Origin of the sequence: Rapidithrix thailandica, from assembly GCF_039710355.1 — a bacterium.
GTDB classification, from domain to species: domain Bacteria; phylum Bacteroidota; class Bacteroidia; order Cytophagales; family Flammeovirgaceae; genus Rapidithrix; species Rapidithrix thailandica.
The window spans coordinates 101,770-116,155 of record NZ_JBDKWZ010000008.1; the positions used below are offsets into that span (position 1 = coordinate 101,770).

Annotated in this window: 10 protein-coding genes; 7 read left to right on the top strand and 3 right to left on the bottom strand. The window is 41.2% G+C overall.

Annotated features, from left to right (window positions below):
* The first annotated feature begins 10 nt into the window (after positions 1-10).
* Positions 11-931: a GSCFA domain-containing protein gene (locus tag AAG747_RS15225; protein WP_346822050.1), complete on the top strand. Its 921-nt coding sequence runs from the start codon at positions 11-13 to the stop codon at positions 929-931.
* A gap of 101 nt (positions 932-1,032) precedes the next feature.
* On the opposite strand, the gene AAG747_RS15230 is transcribed toward AAG747_RS15225, so the two are convergent.
* Positions 1,033-1,452 carry a hypothetical protein gene (locus AAG747_RS15230; RefSeq protein ID WP_346822051.1) on the bottom strand — a complete coding sequence of 140 codons (420 nt, stop codon included), beginning with the start codon at positions 1,450-1,452 and terminating at the stop codon, positions 1,033-1,035.
* 215 nt (positions 1,453-1,667) lie between these two features.
* Here AAG747_RS15230 and AAG747_RS15235 point away from each other — a divergent pair, with 215 nt between their 5' ends.
* The 4 genes from AAG747_RS15235 to AAG747_RS15250 all read left to right on the top strand — a co-directional run bounded on the left by AAG747_RS15235 (position 1,668) and on the right by AAG747_RS15250 (position 6,121).
* Positions 1,668-3,380 (top strand): histidine kinase, encoded by a 1,713-nt coding sequence (locus AAG747_RS15235; protein WP_346822052.1) that lies wholly within the window; start codon positions 1,668-1,670, stop codon positions 3,378-3,380.
* A 76-nt stretch (positions 3,381-3,456) separates the two neighbouring features.
* Positions 3,457-4,170 carry a LytR/AlgR family response regulator transcription factor gene (locus AAG747_RS15240; RefSeq protein WP_346822053.1) on the top strand — a complete coding sequence of 238 codons (714 nt, stop codon included), beginning with the start codon at positions 3,457-3,459 and terminating at the stop codon, positions 4,168-4,170.
* Positions 4,171-4,346: 176 nt separating this feature from the next.
* Positions 4,347-5,336: a biotin synthase BioB gene (gene bioB, locus AAG747_RS15245; protein WP_346822054.1), complete on the top strand. Its 990-nt coding sequence runs from the start codon at positions 4,347-4,349 to the stop codon at positions 5,334-5,336.
* A gap of 302 nt (positions 5,337-5,638) precedes the next feature.
* On the top strand, positions 5,639-6,121 hold the full coding sequence (locus tag AAG747_RS15250; protein WP_346822055.1) for a hypothetical protein: 483 nt from the start codon (positions 5,639-5,641) through the stop codon (positions 6,119-6,121).
* Between the two features lie 140 nt (positions 6,122-6,261).
* Here the strand turns inward: AAG747_RS15250 and AAG747_RS15255 are convergent, their stop codons facing one another.
* On the bottom strand, positions 6,262-7,011 hold the full coding sequence (locus tag AAG747_RS15255; RefSeq protein ID WP_346822056.1) for a DeoR/GlpR family DNA-binding transcription regulator: 750 nt from the start codon (positions 7,009-7,011) through the stop codon (positions 6,262-6,264).
* Between the two features lie 260 nt (positions 7,012-7,271).
* On the opposite strand from AAG747_RS15255, the gene AAG747_RS15260 reads away from it, so the two are divergent.
* Together AAG747_RS15260 and AAG747_RS15265 are read left to right on the top strand one after the other, a co-directional pair.
* Entirely contained in the window at positions 7,272-7,805 is a 534-nt protein-coding gene (locus AAG747_RS15260; protein WP_346822057.1) for a 5' nucleotidase, NT5C type, read from the top strand.
* Positions 7,806-7,864: 59 nt separating this feature from the next.
* Entirely contained in the window at positions 7,865-9,007 is a 1,143-nt protein-coding gene (locus tag AAG747_RS15265; RefSeq protein ID WP_346822058.1) for an MFS transporter, read from the top strand.
* A 113-nt stretch (positions 9,008-9,120) separates the two neighbouring features.
* Here AAG747_RS15265 and AAG747_RS15270 read toward each other — a convergent pair whose 3' ends face one another.
* Positions 9,121-13,752, bottom strand: coding sequence for an FG-GAP-like repeat-containing protein (locus AAG747_RS15270; RefSeq protein ID WP_346822059.1), 4,632 nt, complete (start codon positions 13,750-13,752; stop codon positions 9,121-9,123).
* Between the last annotated feature and the right edge of the window lie 634 nt (positions 13,753-14,386).

Below are 14,386 nucleotides of genomic sequence, written 5' to 3' on the forward strand. Positions count from 1 at the left end.
TTATACAAATTTGCTTAAACTGTCGGACAAGGTGATTACGGCGGGTTCTTGCTTTTCCGATCATATAGGCAAGAAACTACAAGCACATAAATTCACCGTGTTAAACAACCCGTTCGGAGTGATTTTTAATCCGGTTGCCTTAAATCTGTTGTTGCGCACCTCACTGACCCAAGAAAAGCTGCCGGAAGAGCATTTGATTCAACAAGGAGAGCTGTGGAACCACTTTAACCTTCATTCTGACTTTTCAGCATTGTCTCCACAAGGGGTAAAAGAGAACCTCAAACAACAAGTAGCACTTACAAGAGCAGCTTTGCAGGGAGCCGATTGGCTGATCCTCACGTTTGGAACGGCCATTGTGTATGAGTGGAAGCAAAGTGGGCAAATCGTAGCCAATTGCCATAAGGTGCCGGCACAGGCGTTTCATCGCAGGTTGTTAAGTGTAGAAGAAATCGTAGAATCTTGCAAAGAGTTGATTTCGGTATTACCATCCAAAACCCGGGTGCTTCTGACGGTAAGCCCGGTAAGGCATCTGAAGGAAACCCTGCCACAAAATGCCGTAAGCAAGTCCTTATTGAGAGTGGCTTGCCATTTGCTGGCGGAACAATTTCCCCAGGTGGAATATTTCCCTTCTTATGAAATTCTACTGGACGAGTTGAGGGATTATCGCTTTTTTAAAGAGGACATGCTTCACCCGAATGAGGTTGCGATCGAGCATATCTGGAAGCGGTTTTCGGAAAGCTGTATGGATGTTCCCACACAAGCCTTTTTGAAGCGGTGGCAAAAGGTGCAAAGAAGTTTGCAACACCGTTCGCGTTTCCCTGCCTCAAAGAGTCACCAACAATTTCTACAGAAGCTTTTGCAAACGCTACATTCCGTACATGAAGTGGATGTAAGTGAAGAAATCAACCTTGTTAAAGAGCAAATTGCCTGATTAAAAAAGATTACCCTGCAAACCATTCTTGAACTACTATCAAGCGGCCCGGAGGGTAATGCTGAAACTACTAACTTAATCTTTATCTGCGATATAGCCGTCTAGCTAGTGTGGAATACCACCTGAATACCGGTAGTACCCGATTGGTAATCCCCTTGCCAGGTCATTTGGTTGTCTTTGAAAGATAACTTCCAGGAAGTATTATTGACTTGCCCTTGTGCATTGTAAATGGTGATCTCTTTGGTTTTACCATCGTACATAAATTTCCCGGAATAAACTTCTTTGTTTCCGTTTTTCATCGTAAAACTTCCGTCCTTTTTAAAAAGGATAATGGTTGTGGCGTACGGGGCATATTGACTGGTGATGTCCGTGCCGTAATCGGTGATTTTATCCAACTTCCAATTTTTGGCAAGAAGCTCTTGGGGATATTCTTCCGCAGCCGTAATGACAGCGCCTTTGGCAGTGTTAAAGGCAATAGGGAAAAGAAGCAGGCATAGGGCAAGGTTGAGGATACGAATCATTGTTTCAGTTGTTTTTGTGATACATTCTTTTACTTCGGTATGACAAATATGGAGTCGGAAAGTACGTACACAAAGGGCTTTTTGGTCAATCGCTCAGGCTTTGGGGTGAACTGCTCATTTTGCGTATCTTCCTTCAATAGGAAGCGCTTAACTTTGTATATTGAAGGCAGAAACCTCTCATAGACCGTCAAGCAAAGAGTAATAAGTATAAATGTATGATCAAAGGAAACCCACTTTGGAAAAGCTATTTATCGGTAGGAGTGATCTCCCTTTTGTTAAGTGGAATTGCCTATGTCATCCTCAGCACGTTTGAAGGAGAAGTCGATATTTTTGGGGAGCAGGCTGCCTGGGGGAGTAATTACCGCTATCAGGCAACAGGCACAAAAGAATACGAAAAAATCGGCACGGATTGGAAACAGGGAATTCCAGGCGATCCGGGGATGTATTGGTTCCGTTGCGATGTGCATTTGGGACCCAACCTGGAAGCATCTGCTCCTTCCGGCCTTTTTGCACAAATGGGCGGGGCTTTTGAATTGTATTGGGATGGGGTATTGATCGGAAAGAACGGACAGGTGAGTGATGTGGCGGCCGCAGAAGTTCCCGGAAATATCCACAGTTTGTTTTTTATTCCCAGTGCATTGGATGAAGAAGGAAGCCATACCGTTACATTGCTCATCTCTAATTTTATGGCGGAAGGTTTGTGGGAAGATGAAGTGGCCATTGTTGCCGGCAGCTATTTGAAATGGAGTAAAACGCTATTAATCATTACCACTTTTCTCAATATGCTTTCGGGCATTTTTCTGGTGACTGCGATTTACTATTTTTTTATTTACTTTATCTCCTATCGTGAATCTACCTATTTGCTTTTTGGCTTGCTCTGTGTCAGTTTGTTTTCGCTTACTGTCTTCGAGTTTGTCAAGTATTTTTATAATTATTCCTACCTCTGGGGCACACTGATTATTAAAATCAAGGCCGTAAATGTAACGGTGATCGGTGGCTTGTTACTGCTTTATATACTGTTCCGGTTTAAGGTGCCTAATAAAGGGTGGGTTTTTGCGATAGGTTTGGGCTTGGTTTTAGGTTATTGGGTAGGGATGGATGAGCTTTCGGAAATGGTGGTTTACTCTCTTGTTACTTGGTTGGTATTGTCCTTGGGCGTGGTGGGGTACGGTATGTATCACCGGATGGCTGGCAGTATGGAATCGACATTGGGTTTATTGGCTTGCGGGCTTGTGTTTCATCCGCATGAACATTCTATTTATTTAGGGTTTGGCTTTTTTGTGATCTATCATTTGTACTCGATGTCCCGGCAGCTGAAGCGCAGAAACCGAGAACACCGGGAATCGCAGTTAAAATCCTCCCGCCTGGAAGTGGAGTTGTTGAAACGCAATATTCAACCGCATTTTTTGATGAATACACTCACCACGCTTATGGCAATGATTGTGGAGTCGCCTAAGTTAGCGGTAACCATGATTCAGGCCTTGGCGGAAGAATTCCATGTATTGAGCGAAATATCCGGAAAAGAATTGATTCCTATTCGTCAGGAAATTACCTTGTGCGAATCATTGCTCAAAGTGATGAGCTTGCGCAAGGAAGTGGAATATACCTTGAATACTCAGAGCATTGATTTTACGGAAAAAGTGCCGCCTGCCATATTTCATACCCTGATCGAAAATGGGATTGTGCATAATGAGCCTATTTCGGGCAAGTTGGATTTTTATCTGTCTTTTGAAAAGAAGGCTTCTTTAAAAAAGTACACTTTGATCGCAGGCGGAACTCCTGAGCCTAGAGTAAACGGTTCGACCGAAGAGGGTACCGGATTGCGCTATATCAAGGCGCGTTTGGAAGAGAGCTATGCACAACATTGGCAACTCAGCAACGGAGAGGAGGCGTTGGGTTGGAAAACGGAAATTACGCTTTATCATTAAGCTTTTGATAACGAAATAGCAGATCGCCTGTGAGGCAATTCATTAAGTTTAGTTACCACTGGAAATTGTCAAATCTATGAAAATCCTCATTGTCGAAGACGAGCCGCGAATCAGGCGTTTTATCGAAAACCAAGTGAAAGAACTGTTGGGTGAACAACAAGTCCAAGTGGTGGCTTTGGAGAAGCTTTTACAAGCGCAAGAGTATATTCACAGCCATCCTATTGATTTGCTCTTATTGGACTTGAACCTGAATGGTCAGGATGGTTTTGACCTGCTGAAAGAAATGGTGGCAGGTTCTTTTCATACCATTGTGATCTCTGCTTATAAAGACCGGGCCATTGAAGCTTTTGAGTATGGTGTGTTGGACTTTATCGCTAAGCCTTTTACCCAGGATCGCTTGGCGAAGGCATTGGACCGGTTTTCAGGGCAAAAATCTCAACAAGATTACCGGGCGAAATACCTTTCGGTAAAAGCCTATGGCCGATTACAAATGTTACCCATGGAAGAAGTTTTATACATTCAAGGGGCTAACAATTACTCCGAAGTCTATCTGGAAAATAAGCGCAAGTTTCTACACGACAAGTCTTTGGAAAACCTACTGCTCATTCTTCCGGGTAATTTCGAAAGAGTTCATAAATCTTATATCGTCAATATGAATAAGGCAGCTGAAATTCAGACCAAGCCCGGAAGCCGATACTTTTTAGTGTTTCAAAACAAAGAGGTGGTGCCTATTGGAAGGACGCGTTTTAAGGAGATCAAGCAAAAGCTTTTATCCGATAAAGGTACATGATTGGTTTGTGTTTAAATTATTGGTTTTCAAATAATTAATTTAGGTGTGAGTAGAATGGGTTGATGAAGTGGGAAGCTCCGGTAGAGCAAGCTGTTGGTTAGATTTATGTAAAAGATATCCGACAGTTAAATTTTTATTTTTTATTTTGCAGCCTTCATTAATCTGAAAAATCAACTATGCAAAATACAGGAATCAGAACTGACTGGAGTAAGGAAGAGGTAGACAACATTTACAATACTCCGGTATTGGAGTTAATTTATCAAGCAGCAACCGTACACCGCCAATACCATGATCCGCAAGAAGTACAGGTATGTACATTGCTATCCGTAAAAACAGGAGGTTGCCCTGAAGACTGTGCTTATTGTCCACAAGCTGCTCGTTATAGTACGGATGTAAATGTACATAAATTACTGTCGGTAGAAGAGGTGATTAAGTCGGCATTGCAAGCGAAAGAAGCCGGTAGTACACGGTTTTGCATGGGGGCGGCCTGGAGAGAAGTCCGGGACAACCGGGATTTTGACAATGTATTGGAAATGGTAAAAGGCGTAAACACCCTGGGCATGGAAGTGTGTTGTACGTTGGGAATGCTTTCGGAAGACCAAGCGAAAAAGCTAAAAGAAGCCGGACTATATGCCTATAATCATAACCTGGATACCAGCGAAGAAAACTACGAAAATATTATTTCGACTCGTACATACGATGACCGCTTGAAAACTCTTGAGAACGTTCGAAATGCGGATATCTCCGTTTGTTGTGGAGGCATTATCGGGTTAGGAGAAAAAGAGGAAGACCGGGTAGGGATGTTGCATACGCTTTCCACTTTGCCGGAGCACCCTGAATCGGTACCGGTCAATGCCTTGGTGGCGGTGGAAGGTACGCCTTTGGAAGAGCAAGAACGCGTGTCGGTATGGGAAATGATACGCATGATCGGGACAGCCCGGATTCTAATGCCCAAAGCCATGATTCGCCTTTCTGCCGGTCGTTTAGAAATGAGCGATGAAGAACAGGCTTTGTGTTTTATGGCCGGAGCAAATTCTATTTTTGCCGGTGACAAATTGTTGACTACTCCGAACCCTTCCGAAGACCGGGACAAACTGATGTTCCAAAAGCTGGATTTAAAACCAAGAAAATCTTTCAAGGAAGAACAAGTGCTGTCGGAAAGTTAATACCCACTTTGGATTATTGATCGGATTTCCCTTTGAGGTTTTGTTCTCTGTTGCTGGTCTGAGATCGCTCAGATGAACAGTTGAAACCTTGAAGGGATTTTTGTATTTATGAAGTAAAGTAGTGTAAAAAAAATCACAATGGATAAAGTGTATACAATGTTCTGTAAATGTTTGCTTTATCCACTCATCTGAAAAAAGCTTAGAATAAGCGCTGGTTTTTGAAGGCAATAGGCAACTTTTACTTGCGTTTCCCAGATGTTTTTTAATCTATTTTTTTAACTTAAACCGTGCATTTCTGAACTATGGGATTTTTTGACAAATTAAAGCAAGTAAAAAATATGGTGACCGGAGGGGGAGCCGTAGTGAATGTAGCACCTGCAAATCAAATCAGTGATGGCAACGAGCCAGTCAGCCTAACGATTAGTTGCCAAGTAAAAGATGCGGACTTATCCGTAAGAAATGTATACCTGAAAGTGAAAGCGATAGAAGAGGTGGTAGCCCGGGACATCGATATTGCCAGGGAAGAAGATGGGGAGTTGAGGCGCTATCAGGAAGATGTGAGCAATACCGTGGAGACGTATAGTACGGAAATTCAAGTGGCGGGTGCGGAAACCTTAGAAGCTAACCAATCATATGAGTGGACGGTAGATTTGGAGGTTCCGGCAAATATCAACGGTACTTACCGGGGGCGTAATGCCACACATGAATGGAAAGTATATGCCGGCCTGGATGTATCCGGGAATGATCCTGACAGCGATTGGGTAACCATAGAAATTAAAAAATAAAATTCGATTCCTCTAGCGATAAAAGTCTCCTTTGATTTTCTATTCAAAGGAGACTTTTTTGAATGAGTTTATGCTGTGAATAAATTTGAGAGCTTTCACTTCGGTGAAAAGTGACTGAGTGTAGGAGACAAAAAAGGTTCTTAAAGTACGTTGATGCCCGCTTCAATTAATGCACTTAACGAAGGGTGATCAGGTGAAAAGTCCGTGATGATAGTATCCAAGGCTTGTACCGGGCAAATTAAATAAGGTTCGGCCGTATGGATTTTTTCTAAAGACGAAAGTGCCACTACTTGCAGAGAGTTATGAATCATACTTCTTTTGACTTCCCCTTCTTCGTAATCCGGACTGGTAACGCCCAAGGTGGGGTGGATACTGCAAATTCCCAAAAAGCATAAGTCCGCATGAAACTTACTAAAAAAATCAATGGTATCGTGCCCTGTTGTGACAAAGGGTTTTTTCGATAGCCTTCCTCCGGCAAAGAGTACTTCCACATTTTCATGCCCTTCCAAAATGCTCACTATCGGGAAGCTATTGGTAAGAACGGTAAGGTGCATATTATCGGGAAGCATACTGGCAATGGTGAGAGTAGTAGTGCCTCCATCCAGAATGATTACCTGATTTTCTTGAAGTAGTCCAAGGGCTTTTTCAGCAATTGTTTTTTTGATTTCACTACCTTGGTGTATTCGCTCCTTAAATAAATAAGAATTAGGAGAATGAGGAACGGCCCCACCTCTTACGGCTTTAAGCAAACCCTTTTCAGCTAAGGTTTTGATGTCTCTTCGTATGGTATATTCGGAGACTTTTAACTCTTTACTCAGGGTAGTTAACAGTACTTTTTGATCCTGATTTAACCTTTCTAAGATTGCTCTTAACCGCTCTTCTTTTAACATATTTTCATCGTTTGTTCACAAAAATATAAAAAAATGAAATCACATACGCTTGATTGTGTATGGTTGATAAAGTGTTGTTTTGTAATATCTTGCAAATTAATGTATTAGCTTGGTTTTGGGTGTAAGTTTCAGATATGTTACAACTGAGTTAGGCTTGAGTATTTTGCAAAAATATTGTTTTAAGTTGATTGTATATTGCAAATTATGGCATATTATTGCAATATATAACAATAAAATTTGCAATTTATAACATGAAGACGATGAAGAAATCTATTGCGATTGATATGGACAATGTCATTGTGGATATAGAAGGCCACTATATACATTGGTACGAAAAAAGCTTTGGGATCAGGTTGGATAAATCAGCGTTGATAGGGAAGCCTGAAGGTTCGGCTTTTCCTAAACCGGAAGCCATACGGGAATTTTTGTGTACTCCGGGCTTTTTTAAAGAGGCTCCCACAATGCCCGGTGCTGTTGAAGCTGTCCGGCAATTGGCAGAAGATTTTGAAGTATTCATTGTTTCGGCGGCTATGGAGTTTCCACAGTCTTTATCTGAAAAGTACGAATGGTTACAAGAACACCTGCCCTTTATTTCTTGGAAAAGTATCGTCTTTTGTGGGAGCAAACAGGTGATTGATACGGATTTTATGATTGATGATCATGTAAAAAACCTGAAGCACTTTAAAAACCAAGGGCTTTTGTTTACTGCTTGTCACAACGTTTCGATCACAGGATATACCCGGGTGAATAATTGGGAGGAAGCAACGGAATATTTATATGCTGCCGTTCAATGATTCAGTGTTTTAAGGTGGAAATTGTAAACAGTTTTTTGACTAAATAATTGATAACGTCAATGAGCACTGCCAAACCTATAAAGCATCATAGAATAGCTGTAGGCGCTGTTTTTTTTCTCTATGGAATGTGTTTTGCCAGTTGGGCAGCCCGAATTCCAAGTATTCAACAGAAACTCCAACTTACCGATGCTGCTTTAGGTGGGGTTTTATTTGCTTTGCCGGTGGGTGCCTTTGTGGCTTTGCCCATTGCCGGTTGGATGGTGGCCAAAACAGGAAGCCGATGGGTCGTGATGATTTCTTCTTTACTATATGGTAGTATATTGGTGGGGATCGGTTATTCAGCGAGTGTGGCCCAGTTGACAGTGGCTTTGTTTGGTTTTGGCATGTTAGGAAATATGCTGAATATAGCGGTAAATACCCAAGCAGTAGGTGTCGAGGCCGTTTATCAAAAGAACATTATGGCATCCTTTCATGGAATGTGGAGCCTGGCAGGCTTTGGAGGAGCTGCATTAGGTACTTTGATGATTGGTATAGAAGTGATTCCGGCACATCATTATATACTTGTTTGGATTTTGACAATTCTTTTGCTCTTGGTGAGTTTTCGTTTTTTGTTAATCCGGGATACAGATACGGACGGAGATAAACCTTTATTTTCTTGGCCCGACAAATCCTTACTTATCTATGGGGTTATCGCTTTTTGTTCCATGATGTGCGAAGGGGCTATGTTTGATTGGAGTGGGGTCTATTTCAAAAAAGTACTACAGGTGGATAAGGCGTTGATTGGGGTAGGGTATACCGCATTTATGATTACCATGGCGGGAACCCGTTTTGTTGCGGATGGACTCACTCAGCGTTTTGGTTTGAGACGTATTTTACAATTCAGTGGATTGCTGACAGCTCTGGGATTATTACTTTCCGTGATATTTCCTTCTTTTATTACTGCCACAATTGGTTTTTTGTTGGTAGGCATTGGCGTATCTTCTGTTGTTCCTTTGGTGTTTAGTGCGGCAGGAAAGTCCAAAACCATGTCTCCTGGTATCGCGTTGGCATCGGTGTCGTCCTTGGGTTTTTTGGGCTTCTTGATTGGGCCTCCCCTGATCGGCTTTATTGCCGAAGTGTCTAATTTAAGAACTTCGTTTTTATTCATTGCTTTTATGGGTATTTGTGTGGTCTATTTCAGTACTACGAAGGTGAAAGAATAAGTTTGGAGTTGGTTTCGGAATATTTTGTTGACAATCAGCAGAGATAATAAAAAAAGAAGCTCCTTTTCGGGAGCTTCTTAACGAAAAACTGAATTTGAAATCGCTAAGTACTATTACTCTACAATTAACTTTGCCTTAAAGGAATACCCATGAGCATTGGTCAATACAACAAAGTACATTCCTGGTGTTAGTAGGCCTTTGTATAGTTCAATGACATGGTTATTTGTGTTTTTATCGAGAATGACCTGACCGGAACTATTCATAATCAGTATCTTTTTGATACGTTTATTGATACTGATGTCTTGAGGACCTTCTACCAGTGATAGAGTGGTATATCCCTGCATAGGGTTCGGGAAAATCTTTACATGATTGTTTAAAGTACGGTTGCCTTTGATTACGGTATGTTTGACCGTATTGGTCACAAGAGGTTTTTCATAGTCAAATGTAATCGCCGCATTGTTAAAAATTTCCGTACCAAATGCATTGTTTTCAGAAGGCTGAATAGAGAAAGTGATAAAGCCTTGGCTACCTAGTACATCTTGAGCACTATCGGGCAGATGAATATCTTTAAATAGCCAAATGAGTTTTCTATCTTCTATACTCAGTTCAAATGCATGACTGCTGGATATCATTTTGAAAGTATTCAAATCCAAGGATTCAGGAAGTTGATCTTCTATGATGACATTCTGAGCAAAATAATTTCCGGTATTCTGAAAGCGGATTTTGTAGGTGATCTCCTGGTTATTATCAATGACATGATTTTCTCCGATTCCTACGGGGGAGGCTTGTATATCATTGGGATCTACAGCACCGACTACGAAATCATTCAATGTAAATTGGTCGTCTTCAGTATTGTAGTCACCTTGATTTGCAAAATTGGCTGTCAGCGTAATAGGATCTCCTACTTGTGCGGATACACTCACGGAATCTACGATTTCTATAGTGTGCGTTTCTCCTTTTCGAAGAGTATCAAGCACCCAGTAATAACGGTTGCCGGTTTTACCGCTCCATGGGACGGAACTGGATACGGGGATCACCAATTCATCAAAAGTAAGGGAAAGTGTATCCTCTGTAACGTCTACTGTCCCGTTATTGGAATAGACTATGGTGATTGTATTTTTAAATCCTTTTCTCATCGCCGTACAACCCAAGGTCACCGAACGGTCAAAATGATTGGAAAGCGCTTGTACTGCTATGGAATTTTCGTTGTACTCCGTTCCGGATTGAATCACGTCCACTTGAATATCGCTACAGACATTGCTCCATTTATCGCTTTCCACCTGGATTGTATGCGAACCGGGAATAAGATTCAATGTATATTGCCCTTCCGCATCCGAGTACACCACTTTATCACCGGATATCACTTTGATACCCGAAAGGGTTTCCTCATTATTATCGTAATTACAATTGGCATTGGTATCAATAAATACGATTCCGGATACTGATGAGGTGGAGGATTCGACGATAGTGATTTCCTGATTCACCGATTGTTGAGTAAGCCATTGTTTTTTACCTGGGTGCCACTCTACTTCTACGGAGTCTATGCTGGTGGCATTTCCAAGTCCTAAATGCAAGTTCAAGGAGTTTTGTCCGCCAAGACCATTTTGAGAGGCAATAAAACGCGTTTGCCATATGGGTGTTCCGTTGATATTTGCCTTTACTTTCACTTTAGCTCCAATGGCAGATTTGTTCATGGAAGTTCCCACTAATTTGATGGATACCCAGTTGTTTCCGCTCCCTTTGTTTTTAAACAAATGGTTGGCTTTGTGGCCGAATGTGGGAATAAAGGCGTCCAAGTCTCCGTCTTTGTCCATATCCGCAACTGCGACTCCCATTGCATTGTCCAAATTCGTAGCGATAATCTCATTAATGATAGAGGTAAAACTTCCATCTCCATTGTTTCTATACAAAAAGTTAGGCTGATGGCTATTGTTAATCACAAGCAAGTCTAAGTCAGCATCATTATCATAATCAAACCAAGTACAACCATGAGAATTTCCCCGGTCTGAAAGGAAGGGTTCTATTGATTGTAAAGAGAAAGAACCGTCCCCATTGTTTTTATATAAATAATTGGGTTGATCAGAAGCATTGGCTACAAAAAGGTCAAGGTACCCGTCATTGTCATAATCCCCCCAGGTGGCAGCGACCGAGTTGGCTCCATCGTTTACAATAGTTCCGGTACTGATTTTTTCAAATTTACCATTGCCTAGATTATGAAAGAGCGTATTGTTTTGTCCCTCTCCGTCAGGACTACCATTGGGAACGAATACATCTTGCCATCCATCGTTGTCGTAGTCAGCCCACATAGCACCGATAGAGCGTTTGGCTTCATTACTCAACAAGGTGTTTTGGGATAAATCAAATGTCGTGGCTGAATTGAGGTACAATAAATTGAAATTGACCGTAAGGAAATCCAAAAAGTATACATCTAAGAAACCGTCATTATTTATATCAATCCAACTTACACCATGGTGATATCCGTCTTGCTTGGTAAAAGAGGCATTTTCATTGGTAAACACTCCTGCTCCTTCATTTTTATATAGAGCATTTTGAGAGCCGATGTTATTGGCCAAGGCTACATCCAAATCTCCGTCATTATCATAATCGGCCCAGGAACTCGCAACGGTCGACATCGATTTTGAAACAAGGTTTCCACTTTGTATCCGGCTGAAATTTCCATTTCCGGTATTTTCATAGAGTAGGTTGGCTGTGTTTTTATCGTAATCCGTGACAAAAAGATCGAGGTCATTGTCATTATCATAGTCTACCCAATTGGCTGTCCAGCTATCTGTCAATGTCCCTGTCCAAAGTTCATCTTCTACATGCTCAAACAAGAGATTACTGGTATTGGAGGTATTGTTACTAAGGCCTACTGCAGAAGAAGAGGACTGAAAAACATCGTTTACGGATCCGGAAGTAACTGTTTCGACCGATAAAACGGTATTATCTGATACGATTTCCCCATCGTAGTATTGGATATTTGTGATCAGCAAAGTACTCACTTCATAATTGGTATTGGAAGAAAGGTTTGTGACCTCATCAAAAGTCCCGGTGTTTTCACCTGTCGTAGAGTTTTGAGTAAATGTAGCAGTGTCCGTTTCCAAGGTAGTAAGGTTTGTCAGGGTGGACTGTAAGGGAGTGAGTCCGTCGGGAACCAATACTTTGATATTTGCCTCTGTAATGTCATAATCCGATTCGTTGTTGATGACTGTTTGAACCGTAACCGTATCTCCCGGAATCAATTTACTGCTTGGTGTAGTAGACGATTGGGAGAAACTTTGTTCCAAGGAGCTTCCGAAGTAGTTCATCCAGTTGTCATTAAAATTACTAACCATTACAGAAATGTTTTGATCCGCTTCAATGATTACATAAGGCCGTTCCGGCCCCGAATCAGGATTTCCATCTCCGTTATAGATTGCCTTCCATTCTTCCAATTCTAAAAAGAAATCCGCATACCTGCCTTTCTCAATTTGATAGGTCCGGTTGAGTGATTGTCCCTGTGTGTAAGCATCCTTTACGGTTACGGTCACATCTTTATTAAAGGCAAACAAATAAGCATGTGAAGCGGCGGTAAATTTATTTCCGGTAAATGGATTGATTACATTGTTTTCCCAACCTGGGGGAGGTAGGTAAACCAAAAATTCTTTTCCGGCGGTTTTTCCACTCATGGAAGTAACCATGGTCGCCATATCGGAGGTACCGGGACTACCCGTCTCCATCCAGTTAGCCTCTAAAACCAAAACCTTTTTTCCCGCTGTGCAAGTGACTTTAAAAACCGTTGGGTAAGTGACATTACCTTCTTTTTTGCCCACCCATTCGGCTGTGTTTAAACTGTCCAAAGTCCAGTTTTTCAAAGCAACCCAATTGCCATTTGAATAGCGCTCCAGATAGACGTCATTGTCATCATCGATGGAAACAATCCGTATCTCTTGTTCTCCGCCAGCTTGATAGGGCACAGAGAAATAGAATAATTCACCGGAAGAGCCTCCTGTACTGCTGGGTACATATCCTCCGCCATCGCGGGCATTATGATGAAGCGCCCCATATTGTACTGTAACCGGTTTATTACTTTCCACCAAATAGGTGTGTCCTGACTCCATTACATTTTGACCGTCGGTAAAGTAATTGATCAAGTCTTGCCCAATATTCATTGTACGTTGAATGATAGTTTCCCGGCTTTTAATATCCACATTTGTATAACCTGTTTGCAAAGTAGTGCCTGTGGAAATTTTACGGACTGTCACGGTCGTTTCATCCTCATAGGCAAATACATTGAGGTCGCGGTTGGAACTGGAAATTTTTGGGGCATATACGATAAACCGCTCTCCTTTGGAGGTTTTATTCGTAGCAGGGACCCAATCGTGTTGCCAATCGGAATCGGTGGATTGGGAGGCATATACCAACTTATCTGAAGTGATGATAAAGTAATCCCCGTCTTGCTTTAACACTCCGCCAGAGGCGTATTTGGCATCGTCATTAATACCATTGTCTTTGATATACAGGATATAAGATTGCCCGGCCATTAATAAGCCGGAAAAACTATCATCACTATCTCCATCCATGTCATCATCGATAATTTCGAAAGATGTACTGTCATAAATGGCTGTAATGATTAAGGCTGCATTTCGCTGTACCGGGTCATTATTGGGGGCAATGAAAATATTAAAATAAGTAGACGGTTCTCCGGTGGCAAATGCCTGAAAGCTTATGTAACATAAAAGAGATAGAAGATATAATCTTTTCATAGTAGAGGGATGAAGTTAAACTACTTGAATGATTAAAATGTATTAAGGTTAAGTCTTTGATATTCAGATTTTAGTGTTGATGTATGTCAAACGGATTAAGAACGGTAGGCTTATTTGTAAATTTGTATATAAGTTACCTGTTTTACTAATAACATGGTATATTGATTATTGTTTATACGATGTTATAAATAGTGTTTTATAAATAAATACTTGTGTTAAGGCTTTAATTGGATACATCTTTTGTGGAAAGGACCTTAGTTTGAGGCTAAGGCAACTTGTTTGCTTGAAGAGGCAGAATAGGTAGTTTTTATATGATAAAATCTTATCTGTATTATTGAAAATAATCATACATAACCTTGAAAGAACAGAAACACAAAAAACCTCCAAAACAGTACATTTTGGAGGTTTTTTGTTTGAGTAGGGCCGCCTGTAAAAAGGGGCTGAGTGGCCTCGCTAGGAATCGAACAGTATATTGATAATCAGTAAGTTAGTTGATTTTATGAATTTTTTGTGACAATATTGTGGCAGATTGAGTTGTTTTCAGTTGCTCAAATTTACAGAAGATAATAGGTATCTAATAAAGTCAACCCTGAGAATTATGTGTCATTATAAATACAAGGATAGGTAATTCATA